Annotated in this window: 17 protein-coding genes; 11 read left to right on the top strand and 6 right to left on the bottom strand. The window is 57.5% G+C overall.

Annotation, left to right across the window (positions count from 1 at the left end; all coding sequences use genetic code 11):
* Positions 1-11: 11 nt before the first annotated feature.
* From WGC32_RS12585 to WGC32_RS12605, 5 genes are all read right to left on the bottom strand, one after another.
* Positions 12-392, bottom strand: a complete 381-nt coding sequence (locus WGC32_RS12585; protein WP_191482933.1) for a (2Fe-2S) ferredoxin domain-containing protein — start codon at positions 390-392, stop codon at positions 12-14.
* Positions 393-950, bottom strand: a complete 558-nt coding sequence (locus WGC32_RS12590; protein WP_191510373.1) for an ATP-binding protein — start codon at positions 948-950, stop codon at positions 393-395.
* 3 nt (positions 951-953) lie between these two features.
* Positions 954-1,451, bottom strand: coding sequence for an NAD(P)H-dependent oxidoreductase subunit E (locus WGC32_RS12595; protein ID WP_191482935.1), 498 nt, complete (start codon positions 1,449-1,451; stop codon positions 954-956).
* Positions 1,452-1,725: 274 nt separating this feature from the next.
* On the bottom strand, positions 1,726-2,001 hold the full coding sequence (locus WGC32_RS12600) for an XRE family transcriptional regulator (RefSeq protein WP_342682378.1): 276 nt from the start codon (positions 1,999-2,001) through the stop codon (positions 1,726-1,728).
* Positions 2,002-2,021: 20 nt separating this feature from the next.
* Positions 2,022-2,567: an NUDIX domain-containing protein gene (locus tag WGC32_RS12605; RefSeq protein ID WP_191482936.1), complete on the bottom strand. Its 546-nt coding sequence runs from the start codon at positions 2,565-2,567 to the stop codon at positions 2,022-2,024.
* Between the two features lie 1,566 nt (positions 2,568-4,133).
* On the opposite strand from WGC32_RS12605, the gene WGC32_RS12610 reads away from it, so the two are divergent.
* From WGC32_RS12610 to WGC32_RS12650, 9 genes are all read left to right on the top strand, one after another.
* Positions 4,134-5,033 (top strand): M14 family metallopeptidase, encoded by a 900-nt coding sequence (locus tag WGC32_RS12610; protein ID WP_342682381.1) that lies wholly within the window; start codon positions 4,134-4,136, stop codon positions 5,031-5,033.
* 282 nt (positions 5,034-5,315) lie between these two features.
* Positions 5,316-5,669, top strand: a complete 354-nt coding sequence (locus WGC32_RS12615; protein WP_191482938.1) for a DRTGG domain-containing protein — start codon at positions 5,316-5,318, stop codon at positions 5,667-5,669.
* On the top strand, positions 5,666-6,094 hold the full coding sequence (locus WGC32_RS12620; RefSeq protein WP_191482939.1) for an ATP-binding protein: 429 nt from the start codon (positions 5,666-5,668) through the stop codon (positions 6,092-6,094). Before WGC32_RS12615 ends, WGC32_RS12620 begins: the two co-directional genes overlap by 4 nt.
* Positions 6,095-6,150: 56 nt before the next feature.
* Positions 6,151-7,482, top strand: a complete 1,332-nt coding sequence (locus WGC32_RS12625; RefSeq protein WP_191510371.1) for a [Fe-Fe] hydrogenase large subunit C-terminal domain-containing protein — start codon at positions 6,151-6,153, stop codon at positions 7,480-7,482.
* On the top strand, positions 7,479-7,826 hold the full coding sequence (locus WGC32_RS12630) for a DRTGG domain-containing protein (protein ID WP_342682384.1): 348 nt from the start codon (positions 7,479-7,481) through the stop codon (positions 7,824-7,826). The genes WGC32_RS12625 and WGC32_RS12630 overlap by 4 nt, the downstream gene beginning before the upstream one ends.
* Positions 7,827-8,268: 442 nt before the next feature.
* Positions 8,269-8,967 (top strand): PHP domain-containing protein, encoded by a 699-nt coding sequence (locus WGC32_RS12635; RefSeq protein WP_342682421.1) that lies wholly within the window; start codon positions 8,269-8,271, stop codon positions 8,965-8,967.
* A gap of 264 nt (positions 8,968-9,231) precedes the next feature.
* Positions 9,232-9,948, top strand: a complete 717-nt coding sequence (locus tag WGC32_RS12640; RefSeq protein WP_342682386.1) for a hypothetical protein — start codon at positions 9,232-9,234, stop codon at positions 9,946-9,948.
* Entirely contained in the window at positions 9,945-11,114 is a 1,170-nt protein-coding gene (locus tag WGC32_RS12645; RefSeq protein ID WP_342682388.1) for a nitrilase-related carbon-nitrogen hydrolase, read from the top strand. The genes WGC32_RS12640 and WGC32_RS12645 overlap by 4 nt, the downstream gene beginning before the upstream one ends.
* Positions 11,115-11,138: 24 nt before the next feature.
* A complete protein-coding gene (locus WGC32_RS12650) occupies positions 11,139-11,369 on the top strand; it encodes a PF20097 family protein (RefSeq protein WP_342682390.1) in 231 nt (76 codons plus the stop codon).
* 76 nt (positions 11,370-11,445) lie between these two features.
* On the opposite strand, the gene WGC32_RS12655 is transcribed toward WGC32_RS12650, so the two are convergent.
* The gene (locus WGC32_RS12655) at positions 11,446-12,813 is read right to left on the bottom strand and encodes a CNNM domain-containing protein (protein WP_191510366.1); all 1,368 of its coding nucleotides are present in this window, start codon (positions 12,811-12,813) and stop codon (positions 11,446-11,448) included.
* An 893-nt stretch (positions 12,814-13,706) separates the two neighbouring features.
* Between WGC32_RS12655 and WGC32_RS12660 the strand changes: the two genes are divergently transcribed.
* Positions 13,707-14,276 carry an NAD(P)H-dependent oxidoreductase gene (locus WGC32_RS12660; RefSeq protein WP_342682391.1) on the top strand — a complete coding sequence of 190 codons (570 nt, stop codon included), beginning with the start codon at positions 13,707-13,709 and terminating at the stop codon, positions 14,274-14,276.
* Between the two features lie 694 nt (positions 14,277-14,970).
* Positions 14,971-18,516: a pyruvate:ferredoxin (flavodoxin) oxidoreductase gene (nifJ, locus tag WGC32_RS12665; RefSeq protein ID WP_342682392.1), complete on the top strand. Its 3,546-nt coding sequence runs from the start codon at positions 14,971-14,973 to the stop codon at positions 18,514-18,516.
* Positions 18,517-18,546: the final 30 nt, after the last annotated feature.

An 18,546-nucleotide genomic window follows, 5' to 3' on the forward strand; every position in this document is an offset into this window, starting at 1 on the left:
CCTCCTTCTTCTTATGCCTTGGCGCTGGCGCCGATGGTGTACTCGGTAACCACATTGCCGTTGACCAGATGGTCGTTGACCACCCGGACCGCTTTCTCCGGGGTCATCTTTACATAGGTGACCTTTTCTTTGCCCGGCTCCATGATTTCCACCACAGGCTCGTACTGGCAGATGCCGATGCAGCCGGTCTGGGTGACCATGACATGGTGCAGGTTGCGCTTGGCAACCTCGTCGGTAAAGGCGGCCAGTACCGGACGGGCGCCGGCTGCGATGCCGCAGGTGGCCATGCCCACCACCACGCGGGTGGCCTGCTCGTCGGCGTCTTCTTTGCGCAGGCCGACGGTATTCTGCATTTTATCTCTGATTGCTTTGAGCTCAGCTAAGCTTTTCATCTACGCTTCCTTCCTTTCGCCTTGGATCATTTGTGTTTGTTCGGCCAGATATTCGCCGATATAGGCGATGACCTCGGGGGTGTTCAGGGGGACCCCCTCCAATACTTCCCGGAAAACCCGGGTGTCCATCTCAAATTCCCGGTCATCGATCCGCCGGGCAAAGACAAAGTCGATGTCCGGGTTGCACTGGATCAGGGAGACCACGGTGGCGTTGATGTCCCCGAGAGGCAGGCAGTCGATGTGGTCTGTCACAAAGGCGGCGGTCACCGTGGTGCCCTCGCCCACCTTGGACTGGATGGAAAAGTCGCCGCCGGTCATCTTGGCCTGCATGGAGTAAAAGGGAATGCCCAGCCCCACCTTCCGGGTGGTGCGGGTGGTGTAGAAAGGGTCCATGACCCGGCGCACCGTCTCCTCATCCATGCCGCAGCCGTTGTCGGCAATGGTGATGACCATCCGGTGGGACGCCGTGTCCTCCTCCACCCCAATGCGGATGAGGGTGGCCTTGGCCACCACCGAATTCTGGGCGATGTCAAGTACGTTTAAGGACAATTCCTGCATGGCTTAGTCCTGATATTTTGCCAGGATGCCTTCGATTTCGTCCACAGACAGCCTGCCATAAACGTCGTCGTTGATGGTCATGACAGGAGCCAGACCGCAGGCGCCGATGCACCGGCAGGCCTCCAGGGAGAACTTGCCGTCCGGGGTGCATTCTCCGCCTTTGATGCCGAGGCTGCGGCTGAGCTTGTCATAGATGTCGCCGGAACCCTTGACGTAGCAGGCGGTGCCAAGACATACGGAAATCTTGTACTGGCCCTTGGGATACAGGGAGAACTGGGAATAGAAGGTGACGACGCCGTAAACCTCCTCCAGGGGGATATCCAGGCCCAGGGAGATCATCTCCTGGACTTCCAAGGGAAGATAGCCGTAGATTTCCTGGGCCTGCTGGAGCACAGGCATCAGGGCGCCCGGCTGCTCTTTGTGGTCGGCGATGACCTGCATCAGCTGGGCTTCCTGCTCTTTTGTCCCCTTAAATGGAACAGACGTATTGCTTTTAGCCATATAAGTTTAACCTCCTTAGCGGATGTAGCCGGGTTTGTTAAAATCCTAACGATAAAGGGCCCAAACCCCTTAGGCAGACCCGGTGCATTATGAAAATTATATCATAGGGGTTCATAAAAATCCATATGGCGCCCCCACAAACTCCGGTCGAAATTCTATGGAAAATAGACAAAAACCAGGAAGATTTCCCCACAAATCCATGAAAGGTATATCTTTTTTGTGGTGTTTCCAAGGGCCGGCCGCCTTCGGTTTCCAGACCCTGGAAGAAGGGCGCCTATGAATGTTTACACGACCCCAGCGCAGAACAAAAAAAGGACGGCCAAAGCCGTCCTTTATTCATCATCAAGCAGAGCTTCATATCAATATCGGTGACAAAGCGTTGGCCGCTTACCACCCGCTGGACGGTATTTTTGTCGATATCCAGCCCCTCCAGCTGGGCCATTTTTGCAAAAGCATTCTGGGAGGGATGGCCTGGCAGCCGTTTCCGGTAGTATTTCACCTTTGTACCGCATAGGTTATGGGAACCCTCCCGCCCTTTGTTTTTATACATGAAAGCCCTCTTTATCTGTCTTACAGTTTCCCCATATCCTTGAGCAGCTTCAGTTTCAGGATCATGATCTGGGTTTTGCCGTCCTCGATTTCGTTGGCCAGCACCATGTCCACCAGCTTTTGGAAGGGGATGGGTTCCACATCTAAAAACTCGTCCTCATCCAGGTGCTGATGGGTCTTGTGGAGGCCCCGCGCCAGGTACATATGGATGACCTCCTCGTCATAGGCGCAGGTGGGGAGCATCTTTCCCAGGGAGATGAACTCATCGGCCTGGTAGCCGGTTTCCTCCTCCAGCTCTCGCCTGCCGCAGTGGAGGGGATCCTCCCCGTAGTTGAGCTTCCCGGCGGGGATCTCCAGCAGCACCTTCTTCGGAGCGTAGCGGAACTGGCGCACCATGAGCAGGTCATCGCCTACAAAGGCAGCCACCGCCACGCCGCCGGGATGCTCCACCACCTCCCGGGTTACCTCCGACCCGTTCTGGAGCCGGGCCTTATCCCGGCGCAGGTTGACGACCTTTCCTTTATATATCATTTCACTGGAGATGGTTTCTTCATATAAATTTTTCATCATATTCCTCCTTCCACCTGCCGGTGGGGGTTATCGCGCTGATGTGTCAATCGCAGCTCAGTTGCGGGTGTCGCGAACAGTGTTGCAAACGAGACTCGGGGCGCAGTTTGCCGCCCGCGAGGGCCGCGTGAGACGCGGCAATGCCGCGAACAAAACCCTAGGGTGCGTCATCCTGCCCCGGTAGGGGCCACCTGCCGGTGGGGGATATCGCGCTGATGTGTCAATCGCAGCTCAGTTGCGTGTGACGCGAACAGTGTTGCAAACGAGACTCGGGGCGCAGTTTGCCGCCCGCGAGGGCCGCGTGAGACGCGGCAGTGGTTTTGGCTAGGCCGTGAGCGCGTTTTGCCCGCCGCTAGGCGCGGCGAGTCGCCGCGGCCAAATCGCGCTGTGGCGCAATGGGTAACAAAAACGCGTGTGACGCGAACAGTGTCGCAAACGAGACTCGGGGCGCGACCTGCTGCCCGCTAGGGCCGCGTGAGACGCGGCAGTGTTTCGAACGAGAATTGGAGCGCGTCTTGCCCTCCGCAGGAGCGTGGGCGGTTTCGGCGGTAGCCGACGATTTTTTGGAACATCCAGGGGGAATCCAGTGGTGTTGGCCCCCGGGATTGGGAGAAAAATCGCCGCCCATACTGCCGGGAAAGCAGCGAGCCCCATCAGGGGGATATCCAAGGGGTGCCCCCTTGGATCACTTTTGCATCCTTTTCTTGAGAGAAAAGGATGTGCCCGCGCGGCATGAGCGCAGAAGCCACCCACCTGCCAGTGGGGGACACCGCGCTGGCGGGCAGTGCCCGCTCCCAAGCCGCGCTGTGGCATCGTTCGAGACATATTCGCGTGTGACGCGGCAATGCCGCGAACAAAACCCAGGGCGCGTCATGCCCTCCGCAGGAGCGTGGGCGGTTTCGGCAGCAGCCGACGATTTTTTGGAACATCCCGGGGCCAGCTGCCGCTGGAGGGTGTCACGGATGGGCGCTGACAGTGATCTATTCGCGTGAGACGCGGCAGTGGTTTTGGCTAGGCCGTGAGCGCGTTGTCCCGCCCCGGAAGGGGCCGCCCATACTGCTGGGAAAGCAGCGAGCCTCATTAGGGGGATATCCAAGGGGAGCACCCCTTGGATCACTTTTGCATCCTTTTCTTGAGAGAAAAGGATGGCGGGCAGTGCCCGCTGCCAAACCGCGCTGTGGCGTCATTCGAGACAAAGTCGTGGGCAACGCGAACAGTGTCTCGGATAAAACTGTGGGCGCGACTTGCTGACCGCAGGTCCGCGGCATGAGCGCAGAGCCAGCCAGCTACCGCTGGAGGGTATCGCGCTGTGGTTTCAATCGCAGCATGGTTGCGTGTGACGCAAACAGTGTTGCAAACGAGACTCGGGGCGCAGTTTGCCGCCCGCGAGGGCCGCGTGTGCCGCGGCAATGTCACCGACAAAACCCAGAGCGCGATCTGCCCGCCGCTAGGCGCGCCCCGGTAGGGGCCGCTAGGTCTATTATAGCACAAAGGGGAAAGGGTGAATAGAAGGGGAAGAGATTTCATAGAAATGATACTGACTATAAAAGGAAAAGGTGTTCAGCCATGGAAGAATACGGCCCGCGCCCCTTTGGATACGGGGATTTAGAAGAAAAAATAAAGAAGATCAAGGGGGCGGAGGGCCCTGTCAAAGCCTTTGTCATGGGCAAATCGGTGCTGGGCCGGAGCATCTACGCCCTGGGGATGGGACAGCTGCGGCAGTCGGCGCTGATGGTGGGGGCCACCCATGGGCTGGAATCCATCACCTCAGCGCTGCTGATGATGTTCGCCGAAGAGCTGATGGAGGCCCTGGAGAACCGAACCCAGATCTGCGGGGTGGATCCCCGCAGGGTGCAGGAGAGCAGGGGGCTGATCATTGTCCCCATGCTCAACCCCGATGGGGTGGAAATCGCCCAGCATGGGGCCCGGGGCTGTCTGCACCTGGCCAAGCGGATTTATGACCTCTGCGACGGCCATTTTGAAAGATGGCAGGCCAACGCCCGGGGCGTGGACCTCAACCACAACTTTGACGCCGGCTGGGAAAAGCTGCGGCAGATGGAGATTTCCTACGGCATCCTCAAGCCCGCCCCCACCCGGTTTGGCGGCTACCGGCCTATGAGCGAGCCGGAGGTCAAAGTCATCGCCCATATCATCTCCTCCTTTGATATCAAGACCCTTTACAGCTTCCACAGCCAGGGGGAGGAGATCTATTACCACTACGGGCCCCATACCCCCATCCAGTCCAAGCTGATGGCCCAGATCCTGGCCTCCTCCAGCGGCTATGCCCTCTCCGAGCCGGAGGGGATCGCCTCCCACGGAGGGCTCAAGGACTACTTTATCCAGAAATACCGGCGCCCGGGCTTTACCATCGAGGTAGGGCGGGGGAAAAATCCCCTGCCTCCCTCCGACGCGCCGGCGATTTATGAGAAAATCCGGGAGATGATGACCCTGGCCATGATTTTATAAGGATAAATTTGCCCAAAAAAGAGGCGGGAATATTTCCCGCCTTTTTTTATTTTCATAGAGAAGCGCCTCCTCCGGAAAGTTGGCGGGGAAATGGGGGAAGGAGACGGATTTTCCGCCGTTTTTTAAAGTTTATACAAAAACAGAGGCTCTCTTTGGAGGAAATATAGTTGCTATGTCGGCGCCGCAAATGGTATAATCAAAAAAATAGGGTGTTTTGCCTGCGGGAGAGCGCCCTGCCTATGGAAACCGCCATGGATACTTTATCAAGCTAGGAGGGTCCCTATGACAGTCTCAGATGTACAAAAGATTTTAAAAGCACAGGTCATCTGCGGAGAGGATGAACTTTCCCGGGAAGTGCATACCGCCTGTGGCAGCGATATGATGAGCGATGTTTTGGCCTTTGTCAAGGATCAGTCGGTGCTCCTCACCGGCCTGGTCAATCCCCAGGTGGTGCGCACCGCTGATATGATGGATATGGTATGTATCATCTTTGTCCGGGGCAAGCAGCCCGATGACGCCATCATCGAATTGGCCAAAGAGCGGGATATCATCCTCATGGCCACCCCCTACCGGATGTTCACCGCCTGCGGCCTGCTCTATGAAAACGGACTTAAGGGAGGTTGCGATATATCGTGAGCGCGCCTGTGATTTTGAAATACAGCGTCCCCGGCGATGACTTTACCCGGGCGGGAGAGGCCTCCAGCGCGGTGAAAAAGGCGCTGAAAAAGCTGGGGGTGGCTCCCGACGTCATCCGGAAGGTGGCTATCGCCATGTACGAGGGGGAGATCAACATGGTCATCCACGCCGACGGCGGGGAGATCACGGTGGAGATCACCCCGGAATATGTGAATATGGTGCTGGCGGACACCGGTCCCGGCATTGCGGATATCGACCTTGCCATGAAGGAAGGCTATTCCACCGCGCCGGACAATGTCCGGTCTTTGGGCTTTGGCGCCGGCATGGGGCTGCCCAACATGAAAAAGTACACCGATGAGATGAAGGTGGAAAGCCAGGTGGGGGTAGGAACCACCGTGACCATGCGGGTCTATGTCCAGCCATAGGATTATGGAGGATTACGCCGTCCCCACAGGACGGCTTTGAGGAGTGACATGAAGGAATGGGAAACAGATTTCATTCGGTGACCCTGGATACCGACGCCTGCAAAGGCTGCATCAACTGCATCAAGCGGTGTCCCACCGAAGCGATCCGGGTTCGGGATGGAAAGGCCCATATCATCACCGAGCGGTGCATTGACTGCGGAGAGTGTATCCGGGTCTGTCCCAACCATGCCAAGAAAGCGGTCTATGACAGCCTTTCCATCATCGACGATTATGAATATACCATTGCTCTGCCGGCGCCCTCCCTGTACGGGCAGTTTAACAACCTGGACGACAAGGAGATTGTGCTGGACGCCCTGTTAAAGATGGGCTTCGACGCGGTGTATGAGGTGGCGGCCGCGGCGGAGATCGTCTCCGACGCCACCCGGAAGCTGATGAAGCAGGGAGCGCTGAAGCTGCCGGTGATCAGTTCCGCCTGCCCGGCGGTGGTGCGGCTGATCCGGGTGCGGTTTCACGAGCTGATCCCCAACATCCTGCCCCTCCACGCCCCCATTGAGCTGGCCGCCCGCATCGCCAAGAAAAAGGCGGCCAACCTCACCGGGCTGCCCATGGAAAAAATCGGGGCCATCTTCATCTCCCCCTGTCCGGCCAAGGTGTCGGCCATCCGGTACCCCCTGGGCGCCCAGAAAAGCTATGTGGACGGGGCGGTGGCCATGAGCGAGGTCTATCCCCGGCTCATCCACCTGATGAAGGAGCTGGAGGATGAGGACCAGTCGGACAAGGTGGTGGACGCCGGCCGGATCGGGGTAGGCTGGGCCAGCTCCGGCGGAGAAGCGGCGGCGCTGATCAACGAGAATTACCTGGCCGCCGACGGCATTGAAAACGTAATCAAGGTGCTGGAGGATCTGGAGGACGAGCGGTTTTCCGGCCTGGAATTTGTAGAGCTCAACGCCTGCAGCGGCGGCTGTGTCGGCGGGGTGCTGACGGTGGAAAACCCCTACATCGCCAAGGCCAAGCTCAAACGGCTGCGGAAGTATCTGCCCGTCTCCTGCAACCATCTGCGGGATGAGCGGATGAGCAAGCTGGAATGGGACGCCCCGCTGGATAAGAGCAACGCCCTCCAGCTGGATCAGGATATGAACAAGGCCATGGAAAAGCTCAACGAGATGGAGGAGATTGTCTCCCGGCTCCACGGCCTGGACTGCGGCTCCTGCGGGGCTCCCTCCTGTATGGCCCTGGCGGAGGACGTCGTCAGGGGGTTTGCCCAGGAAGAGGACTGCATCTTTAACATGAAGGAGCAGATGGAGGAGTTTCTGGAGCAGATGGCGGATCAAAAAAGCTATATTGAGCCGCCCTTTACCATCAAAAAAGGCAGGGAGGAGAAAGAATGACAGTCAAAGAACTGACGGAACAATCAGGATTTGGGGTCCTCTGTCCCGGGGATCCTGAGCGGGAGATCAGCAAGGTCTACTGCTGCGATATGCTCTCTATTGCCATGGGGCGGGCCCCGGCGGACGGCGCCTGGGTCACCGTCATGGGCAATGTCAACTCGGTGGCGGTAGGGGCTCTGGCGGATGTCAGCTGTATCATCTTTGCCGAAGGGGTCCAGCCGGAGGAGGCATGTATAACCCGGGCCCAGCAGCAGGATATCTGCCTGCTGGCCACCGAACTGCCCGTTTTTGAGGCGGCTTTGACCATCCACCGCCAGCTACCGCAGGGGGATGACGCGCCCTAAGTTACGTTTGTAACACCGCCGCGTTACCCGCGCGCCTGGCGGCGTGCAAGACGCGCCCACGGCCTAGTGGAAACCCACTGTCCGCGATGCCCGCAACCATGTTGCGATGACACCACAACGCGATCTGGCTGCGGGCACTGCCCGCCGGTGCGCCTAGCGGGCAGCAGGTCGCGCCCCGAGTCTCGTTTGCAACACTGTTCGCGTCACACGCAACCATGCTGCGATTGACACATCAGCGCGATATCCCCCACCGGTAGGTGGTGGCCCCTACCGGGGCGGGAAGACGCGCCTTGGGTTTTAATTTGTAACACTGCCGCGATGCCCGCAACTGAGCTGCGATTGAAACATAAACGCGATATCCCCCGGCGGTAGCCGGTGGCAGCGGGCACTGCCCGCCCGCAAGGAGGGAGAAGCCATCAACCGGATCTATTATGACCTGCATATTCATTCAGCCCTGTCCCCCTGCGGGGACAATGACATGACCCCCAACAACATCGCGGGGATGGCGGCCCTCAAGGAGCTGGATGTCATTGCCCTGACCGACCACAACTCGGCGAAAAACTGCGGCGCCCTGATGAAGGCGGCGGCCCAGTATCCGCTGATTGTGCTGCCGGGGATGGAGCTTTGCACCAGCGAGGAAATTCATGTGGTCTGCCTGTTCGACACCCTGGAAAAGGCCATGGCCTTTGATGGATATGTAGACGCCCACTCCCCGGATGTAAAGAACCGGCCGGAGATCTTTGGGGAACAGCGGATCATGGATGAAAACGACGAGATCACCGGATATGTGGAGAAGCTGCTCATCAACGCCTCCTCCATTTCGGTGATGGAGGTGGGGCCGCTGGTGGAATCCTTCGGCGGGGTGGCTTATCCGGCCCACATCGACAAAAGCGCTTATTCCCTCCTCTCCAATCTGGGCTTTCTCCCGCCGGAGTGGCAGTTCCCCCTGTTTGAGGTCAAGGATAAGACCAAGCTTCCCGCCCTGCGGGAACAGCACGACTACCTGCGGCAGATTAACAGCGTCACCAGCTCCGACGCCCACTATCTGGGGGACATTGCAGAGCGGGAAAACTCGGTGGAGCTGGGGGGCCTCACCGCCGGGGAATTTTTTGAGGCGCTAAAAAGGGGATTTTCCCTCTAAAGAAGAGAGACGTCATAGAAAAGAGGCTGTCACCGGCCATTGGGCCGGGGACGGCTTTTTTTGCGGGCAGGGCAGGGAGGCAGTGGCAGAAAAAGGAAGGAACTCCATCTTTTGGCGTGGGAAATATTGCCGGAAAATTATTGCCATACCGGGGGCAATCAAGTATAATTTACATTGTAACGTTTTGTCGTGGAAAGTCAGGAAAGGGCAAAACGGCATCCGGCCGGAACCGGCCGGAATCATGGGAACAAAAGAAGTGATTTCATGAAAAATATCCATATATCCATAGTCCCGCCCTTTGAGAAACCGGATCCGGCCAGCGACTTGACCGTCTTTTCCCCGGTGAAGGACTATGTACCCGAATATGACACCAAGGACTACCTGTCCCAGTGCATGGAATATGCCATCAAATACGGCACCTACCTGGTGCCGGCGGTGTTTTCGGCCTTTGACTACCTGTGCATGACCATCATCGACCGGGAGGGGAATATCCTGGGCGCCCAGCGGGCCACCCATCTCAATTCCCTGGCCCTGGGCCACTTCCGCAAGGCGGAGAGCCTGAAGATTTTCTCCACCGAGCTGGGGAACATCTTCCTCTGCGTGGATGTGGATATCTACCACCCCTATCTGCTGCGGATGGCGAAAGCCATGGGCGCCCAGCTGGTGGTGTCCTCCCAGTACTTCCAGAACCGGGATTACAACCGGAACCGGATCCTCTCCGGCCCCTGGAACACGGCCCAGCAGCACAGCCTGGTGGTGGCCAGCGCCAGCAACAAGCGGGCCTGCGTCACCGCGCCCTGCGCCGCCACCGAGGACGGCAGCGGGTTTGTGGTCTATCCCACCCCCACCCTGACCCTCTCGGCCCAGGTGGATGTGGAGGCCGCTGTGCCCGCCGTCTTTGACACCCCGCTGCCCAGCTTCCTGTCCCACGGCTTTATGCGGACCAACGCGGAATATCTGATGGGGGGCGGGAAGGAATGAAGGGATTTTCCCTGCGCATGGCGCGAAAGAAGATTATTTCCAAAACCAAGGCGAAAAAGCTGCTGGAGATGATTGACAACCTGGAAGTGATGCCCAGCGGCAACCTGAAACATATTGACCTTGCCGACATCAAGGTAGCGGCGATGAGCGTGACAGCCAAGACCTATTCCGGGCTGTTTGACTATATCGCCGATATGAACGCCTATGTCCAGAAGGCCCGGGAGGAAGGGGCCCAGCTGGTGGTCTTCCCCGAGTATACCGGCATGCTGCTCCTGTCGGCCCTGCCGGTGTGGAAACCTCTGTCCCGGGAGCTGGCCGCCGCCCAGGACCTGGAGGAGGCCCTGGGGATGATCGCCGACGTCATGGAGGAGCTCTCCGGGGTCATTGGCGACGTCTACCTGACCATATTCTCCGAGCTGGCAAGGCTCCACGACATCTATATCCTAGGCGGCTCCATCCTCTGTATGGAGGAGGACAGGCTTTATAACCGGGCCACCCTCTTTGACCGGTACGGCTACATGGTCCTGACCCAGGACAAGATCTTTCTATCCGCCCTGGAGCGGAAGATGGGCCTGGCTTCCGGCCGGGAAACCGCTGTGGCGGATACCGAAATCGGCTCCATGGCCGTCCTTGTAGGGGACGACGCCAAATACTTTGAGGTGGCGGATATCGCCGCCCGGAAGGGGGCCCGGCTCCTGCTCAACTGCGACCTGGCCCTGGGACCCTATAATCCCTACGCGGCCCAGGTGGGGCTGGAGATGCGGGTCCAGGAGGCCCGGGCTTACGGCGTCAAGTCGGTGCTGGTAGGGGAGATGCCCTTTGAGACAAAGCTTTACGCCAAATCGGGAATCTATGCCCCCTTTCTTTCCACCAACGACCTGTCAGGGGTGCTGGCCCAGGCCGACAGCTATATGCATGACGCGGTCCTCACCGAATCCATCGACTATGCCCGGCTGGAATATGCGGTGGACATCTATACCCACGACGCCAATGAGGGGCTTCTGCGGAAAAACGCCCCCAAATGCTATCAGGTCCTGTCCATGGCCCCGCCCCAGCGCGGCGCCGCTCTGGTAGGATCCCAGCCCCCAGCGGCAGAGGAGGAACCTTTGCCGGAGGAGGTCCCAGAGGAAGAGAAGGAGACGGTGGAAAACGAGGCAAGTCTCTAAGAGTTCGCGAGGAGGTTCTGGCCTATGAAATGTCCCTTTTGCGGCGGCGAGATGGAGGAAGGCCGTTTGATCAGCCGGGGCTGCAACTACTTTTTACCCAGCGGGGAGCGCCCTCCATGGACGGTCATCCCGCCCAAAAGCAGCCTGGAAAAGAAGAACGCCGTCCTCCTGCCCCCAGACCGGTGGGAGGTTCCCCCCAACTGGCCCCAGGCCCATTGCTGCCGGAAGTGCCGAAAGATCATCATCGACTATTGACCGCCGCCCCAGCGGGTGCAAAGCAGAAGAAAAGGGTGGAGAAACCATTTGGTTTCTCCACCCTTCGTTGTTTTTATCAGCGCCCGTCCTCTTTTTCATCCGGAGCCTCCTCCGGCGGGGGCGGGGGCAGAAGGACGGCTTTGACCCGGGTGATCCGGCGCTCCGCGATGCTGGTGGCGGTAAAGCGCACCCCATCGATCTCCACCGAGGGGGTTTCCTCCTCCCCAGGGATCCGGCCCAGCATGTCGATGATCAGGCCGCCCAGGGTATCCACATCCAGCTCGGAGTCCTCCTCCACCAGCTTGACCCCCAGCTTCTTTTCCACATCGTCCAGGTCGGCGCCGCCGTCAATGGACCAGGTGTGGTCGTCGATCTGGTAGAACTCTTCCTCCTCGTCGTCATACTCGTCCTGGATATTGCCCACAATGGATTCCAGCACGTCCTCCATGGTGACAATGCCGGAGGTGCCGCCATATTCGTCCACCACCACAGCCAGCTGCATCCTCCGCTCGGTGAACTGGGTGAACAACTCCTTTAACCGGGTGGATTCGGGGACAAAGAAGAGGGGGCGCAGGTAGTGTTCCACGTGGAACTCCGGAGCGCTGCCGCCGCTGATCAGCTTGAGCAGGTCTTTGACATAGATGACCCCCACAATGTTGTCAATATCCTCCTGATAGACCGGGATTCGGGAATAGCCTTCGGTGATGGCCACATCCAGCACCTCATCCAGAGAGGAATCTATGGGCACCGCGGAAATTTCGGTGCGGTGGGTCATGATCTCCTCCGCCGTGGTGTCGTCAAACTCGAAGATGTTGTTAATCATCTCCTTCTGGCTTTCCTCGATGACCCCTTTTTCGTTGCCCACATCCACCATCATCCGGATTTCCTCTTCGGTGACCAGCTCCTCCTGGCCCTTGGGGTCAAAGCCCAGCAGCTTGGAGAAGGCGTTGGAAAACTTGACCGTCACAAACCGGAAGGGCCGGGCGATGTGGAGGATGAGGGTGAGCAGGCCCACCGTGGCAAGGGCCACGCCCTCCGGGTTTTTCCCGGCGATATTCTTGGGCAGGTAGGTGGCCAGCACCAGGACGACAAAGCAGGTGACAAGGGCGATGGCCGCCGCCAGCAGGGTGCTGGCAAGTCCCTGGGACAGCCCCAGGGAGGAGAGCCAGGGCCAGAGGGCCTGGTATCCGGTCAGGGTGGTGAGGATGGTGATGAGCACCGTAAAAAAGTGGGAGAGCAGCAGGGTGCTGTCCCCATAATTGGTGGGCTCGCTGGTCAGCTTGGCAATCCGCTTTGCCTTTTCGTTGCCCTCGTCGCACAGCTTGCGGATCCGGGCGTCCGGGAACAGGACAATGGAGGTCTTGCTGCACATGATAAACGCCTTGAGAAAGAGGGCCGCCAGCAGGATGACCAGGCGGAGCATGAAATTACCGTCGGGGTCCATGATAAAACTCCTTTGTGTTCAAAATAATAAGAATCTATGGGTACAATTAATTATATTATACATCCCTCCCAAGACCTCTGTCAATTTCCCCACCTACCGGTGGGCGGGCAGTGCCCGCTCCCAAGCCGCGCTGTGGCGTCGTTCGAGACAAAAACGCGAGCGAAGCGGCAATGGCGCGAATAAAACTGGAGGCGCGTTTTGCCCGCCGCAAGGCGCGTGAGACGCGACAGTGTTGCAGATAAAACCCGGGGCGCGCCGGCTACCGCCGGGGGAAGTCGCGGATAGACGCAATGGGTAAACTTAGTTGCGTGTATCGCGAACAGCGTCTAAACAAAACCAAAAGCGCGTTTTGCCCGCCGCAAGGTGCGCGTGAGCCGCGGCAGTGTTGCAGATAAAACCCGGGGCGTGCCGGCTACCGCCGGGGGAAGTCGCGCTGATGTGTCAATCGCAACGTAATTGCGGGCATCGCGGACAGTGGTTTTAGCTAGGCCGTGAGCGCGTCATCCACGCCGGTAGGCGCACGTGAGCCGCGGCAATGGCGCGGACAAGACCAAAAGCGCGTTTTGCCCGCCGCTAGGCGCGCGGGTGACGCGACAGTGTCATCGATAAAACCTGGGGCGCGTCGTCCCGCCCCGGCAGGGGCCGCGTCATCCACGCCGGTAGGCGCGCGTGAGCCGCGACAGTGTTGCAGATAAAATCCGGGGCGCGGCATGCCGCCCGCTAGGGCAAAGACTCATGCGCTATGTATGAAGTAATGTATGGAAAATCTCCTGCTATTTCTGCATGAATTCTTAGTTTAGACACCTTCCCGGATAGCTTGACATACACCATATTTAGGTATATCGTGAAACTAATTAGGGCTTTTTATTGTTTTCTTAGAAAGGAAGACTGATATGAAAAAAATATTATTTATCAACGCTTGTATTAGACCTCTTTCACGCACCCTTTTACTGGCGCGAGAAGTGCTAAAAAAGTTAGATGGCGAAATAGAAGAAGTAAATCTTTGTCATGAAAATATTTATCCCCTTGATTGGGAACACTTGGAAAAAAGAGACCAGCTTGTTATGCAAAAGGATTTTTCAGCCCCAATATTTAAATATGCAAATCAATTTATAAGGGCAGATGAAATTCTAATTGCCGCACCTTGCTGGGATTCAGCCTTCCCATCTATTTTGAAGGTATATCTTGAACATGTAACAATAGCTGGATTGACATTTCAATATACGCCAGAGGGGATATCGATAGGGTCATGTAACGCCAAGAGGATGATTTATGTAACAACATCAGGAGGCCCCTTTGCAAACCAAACGCAAGGATATGATTACATAAAAACTCTAGCCAGCAGTTTTTACGGGATATCAAATGTCTTGTGCTTTAAAGCGGAAAATCTTGATATTAAAGGCGTTGATGTTAACAGCATCATTCAAAGGGCGCTGGAAGAGATAAAAGCTGCTGACCTATAGTGCTTTTCGAATAGAGCTGCAAGCCGCCGCAGCTAAATCGCGCCTGCCGGTGGGGGAAGTCGCGCTGTGGCGCCAATCGAGACCTATTTGCGTGTGCCGCGGCAATGTCGCGAATAAAACCAGAGGCGCGACCTGCCCGCCGCAGGCGCGCGGGCAACGCGGCAGTGTCGCGAATAAAACCTAGGGCGCGGCTTGCTCTCCGCAGGAGCGCGCTGTGGCGTCGTCCGCAACAAAATCGCGTGTGCCGCGGCAAAGTTTCAAACAAGACTTGGAGCGCGACCTGCCCGCCGCCAGGCGCGCGGGCATCGCGAGCAGTGTCGCGAATAAAACCTAGGGCGCGGCTTGCTCTCCGCAGGAGCGCGCTGATGTGTCAATCGCAACATAGCCGCGAGCAATGCAGCAGTGGCGCGAATAAAACTGGGGGCGCGACCTGCCCGCCGCCAGGCGCGCGGGCAATGAATGAAAAAGTTTTCACAAAAATGGGGAAAATATTATAAGTTTCATACTTTACTTTATAGGCCAAAAATGCTAAAATTTGAGGGAAGCAGACACAAGTGAAAGCGGGCCTTTTCAGGCTTTTTTCATGTGGACCTTGTCCTGGGGCATTGCCGGCCCAGGGGACAGGGTTAAACTGATGCGGGGTGGTTTTTCCACCCGGCGATTCTGTATCTATCCGAAAGGGAGGAAAACAAACATGGCAAGAAAAATGAAGACCATGGATGGCAACAACGCCGCGGCGTACGTATCCTATTCGTTCACCGATCTGGCGGCCATTTATCCCATCACCCCCTCTTCTGTTATGGCAGAGGTCACGGATAAATGGAGTGCCGAGGGCAAGAAGAACATCTTCGGCCAGAAGGTCAAAGTCGTTGAGATGCAGTCGGAGGCAGGCGCCGCAGGTACCGTTCACGGCTCTTTGGCGGCTGGTGCCCTGACCACCACCTACACCGCTTCTCAGGGACTTCTCCTGATGATCCCCAACATGTATAAAATCGCTGGTGAGCAGCTGCCCGGCGTCATCCACTGCTCCGCTCGTGCGCTGGCCAGCCACGCTCTGTCCATCTTCGGCGACCATTCCGACATCTATGCATGCCGTCAGACCGGTTTTGCAATGCTGTGCTCCACCAACCCCCAGGAGGTTATGGACCTGGGCGCTGTAGCGCATCTGTCCGCCATCAAGGGCAAGGTTCCTTTCCTGCACTTCTTTGACGGCTTCCGCACCTCTCACGAGATCCAGAAGATCGAGATGTGGGATCAGGAAGACCTGGCAGATATGCTGGATATGGACGCTGTCGCCGACTTCAGAAAGCATGCCCTCAACCCCAACCATCCGGCACTGCGGGGCTCCGCTCAGAACCCGGACGTCTTCTTCCAGAACAGAGAAGCATGTAACCCCTACTACGACGCTCTGCCCGAGGTCGTTGAGGACTACATGAAGAAGGTCAACGAGAAGATCGGCACCAACTATCAGCTGTTTAACTATTACGGCGCTCCCGATGCAGAGAACATCATCATCGCTATGGGTTCTGTCAACGACACCATCGAGGAGACCATCGATTACCTCAACGCCAACGGCGGCAAATACGGCCTGGTCAAGGTCAGACTGTATCGCCCCTTCTCCGCGAAACACCTGATCGCTGCTATTCCTGAGACGGTTAAATACATCTCCGTCCTCGACAGAACCAAAGAGCCCGGTTCCATCGGCGAGCCTCTCTATCTGGATGTCGTAGCAGCTCTGAAAGGCTCCAAGTTCGAGACCATCCCTGTGATGACCGGCCGTTACGGCTTGGGCTCCAAGGACACCACTCCGGCCAACATCATCTCTGTTTACAAAAATGCTGAGACCCAGGAGAAGCCCCGCTTCACCATCGGCATTGAGGATGATGTCACCAACCTGTCCCTGCCTGTTGTGGAGAACCCCGACACCGCTCCGGAGGGCACTACCTCCTGTAAGTTCTGGGGTCTGGGTGCAGACGGCACCGTCGGCGCCAACAAGAACTCCATCAAGATCATCGGCGACCACACCGATATGTATGCACAGGCATACTTTGCATATGACTCCAAGAAATCCGGCGGCGTGACCATTTCTCACCTGCGTTTCGGCCACAAGCCCATCAAGTCCACCTACTTCATCAACAAGGCAAACTTTGTCGCCTGCCACAATCCTTCCTACATCGGCAAATACGATATGGTAGAGGATCTGAAGGACGGCGGTACCTTCCTGCTCAACTGCGGCTGGGATATGGACGAGATCAATAAGAGAATGCCCGCCAAAGAGAAACGCTATATTGCAGAGCACAACATCAACTTCTACACCATCGATGGTATTGACATCGGCCGTGAGATCGGCCTGGGCGGCAGAATCAACACCGTCCTGCAGGCAGCCTTCTTCAAACTGGCCAACATCATCCCCATCGATGACGCTGTGAAGTATATGAAGGACGCGGCAACCGCTTCCTACTCCAAGAAGGGTGAGAAGATCGTTGCTATGAACCATGCCGCCATCGAGCGCGGTGTCCAGGACGTCAAGAAGGTCGACGTTCCCGCTGACTGGGCCAATGCTGTGGATGGAGACGCTGTTGAGAACGTTGCTACCGGCAGCCGCAAGGATCTGGTAGACTATGTCAACAACATCCAGAACGCCATCAACGCCCAGAGAGGCGACAAGCTGCCTGTTTCCGCCTTTAAGGATCATGTAAACGGCGAATTCCCCCAGGGCTCCGCTGCTTACGAGAAACGCGGCATCGCTGTGGATGTACCCGAGTGGAATCCTGAAAACTGTATCCAGTGCAACTTCTGCTCTTATGTTTGTCCTCATGCGGTCATCCGCCCGGTTGTCATGACCGAGGAGGAGGCAAAGAACGCTCCCGAGGGCATGAAGACTGTGGCCATGACCGGTATGCCTGGCTATCAGTTCGCCATGACCGTTTCCGCTCTGGACTGCACCGGCTGCGGCAGCTGCGTCAACGTCTGCCCGGGCAAGAAGGGCAACAAGGCCCTGACCATGAAATCCCTGGATTCTCAGCTGCCTGAGCAGGAGAGATTCGCATACGGCTACGACCTGCCGGAGAAACCGGAAGTCGCCGCCAAGTTCAAAGATACCACCGTCAAGGGCAGCCAGTTCAAGCAGCCCCTGCTTGAGTTCTCCGGCGCCTGCGCAGGATGCGGCGAGACCCCCTATGCCAAGCTGGCCACCCAGCTGTGCGGCGACAGAATGATGATCGCCAACGCAACTGGATGCTCCTCCATCTGGGGCGGTTCCTCTCCCTCCACTCCTTACACTGTCAACAAGAAGGGCTTCGGTCCCGCATGGGCCAACTCCCTGTTTGAGGACAACGCCGAGTACGGCTATGGCATGTACCTGGCACAGACCACCATCCGCAACAGCCTCATCGCCAAGGTTGAGGAGATTGCCGCCAATGTGGACGGCGCTCTGAAAGAGGCCTGCGACAACTATCTGGCCACCGTCAATGACGGCGCTGCCAACGCAGCGGCCACCGAGGCTCTGGTTGCAGAGCTGGAGAAAGCCGACTGCGATAAGTGCAAAGCAGTCCTGGCCGACAAGGATTACCTGGCGAAGAAATCCGTCTGGATCCTGGGCGGCGACGGCTGGGCATACGACATCGGCTTCGGCGGCCTGGATCATGTCCTTGCTTCCGGCGAGGATGTCAACGTCCTGGTCTTCGACACCGAGGTTTATTCCAACACCGGCGGTCAGTCCTCCAAGTCCACCCCCACCGGCGCTGTGGCACAGTTTGCCGCTGCTGGTAAAGAGGTCAAGAAGAAAGACCTGGCTGGCATCGCCATGACCTATGGTTATGTCTATGTAGCTCAGGTTGCTCAGGGCGCTGACATGAACCAGTGCATCAAAGCCTTCCACGAGGCGGAGAGCTATCATGGTCCGTCCCTGCTGATCTGCTACGCTCCCTGTATCAACCACGGTATTAAGGGCGGCATGAGCATTGCCCAGACCGAGGAGAAGAAAGCGGTTGCCGCTGGTTACTGGCATCTGTTCCGCTTCGATCCCCGTCTGTCCGCTGAGGGCAAGAATCCCTTCCAGCTGGATAGCAAGGCTCCCACTGCTTCTTATAGAGACTTCATCATGGGTGAGGTCCGTTACAACTCCCTGACCCGTGCCTTCCCGGATCGTGCAGAGAACCTCTTCGAGAGAGCAGAGGAGAACGCGGTGGAGAAATACAACCACCTGGTCAAACTCCAGAAAATGTACGACGCCGAATAAGTTCCCTTTCCCAAGATACAGAAAAAAGCC

Source organism: Zongyangia acetica (assembly GCF_038739695.1).
Classification (GTDB): Bacteria; Bacillota; Clostridia; order Oscillospirales; family Ruminococcaceae; genus Zongyangia; species Zongyangia gallinarum.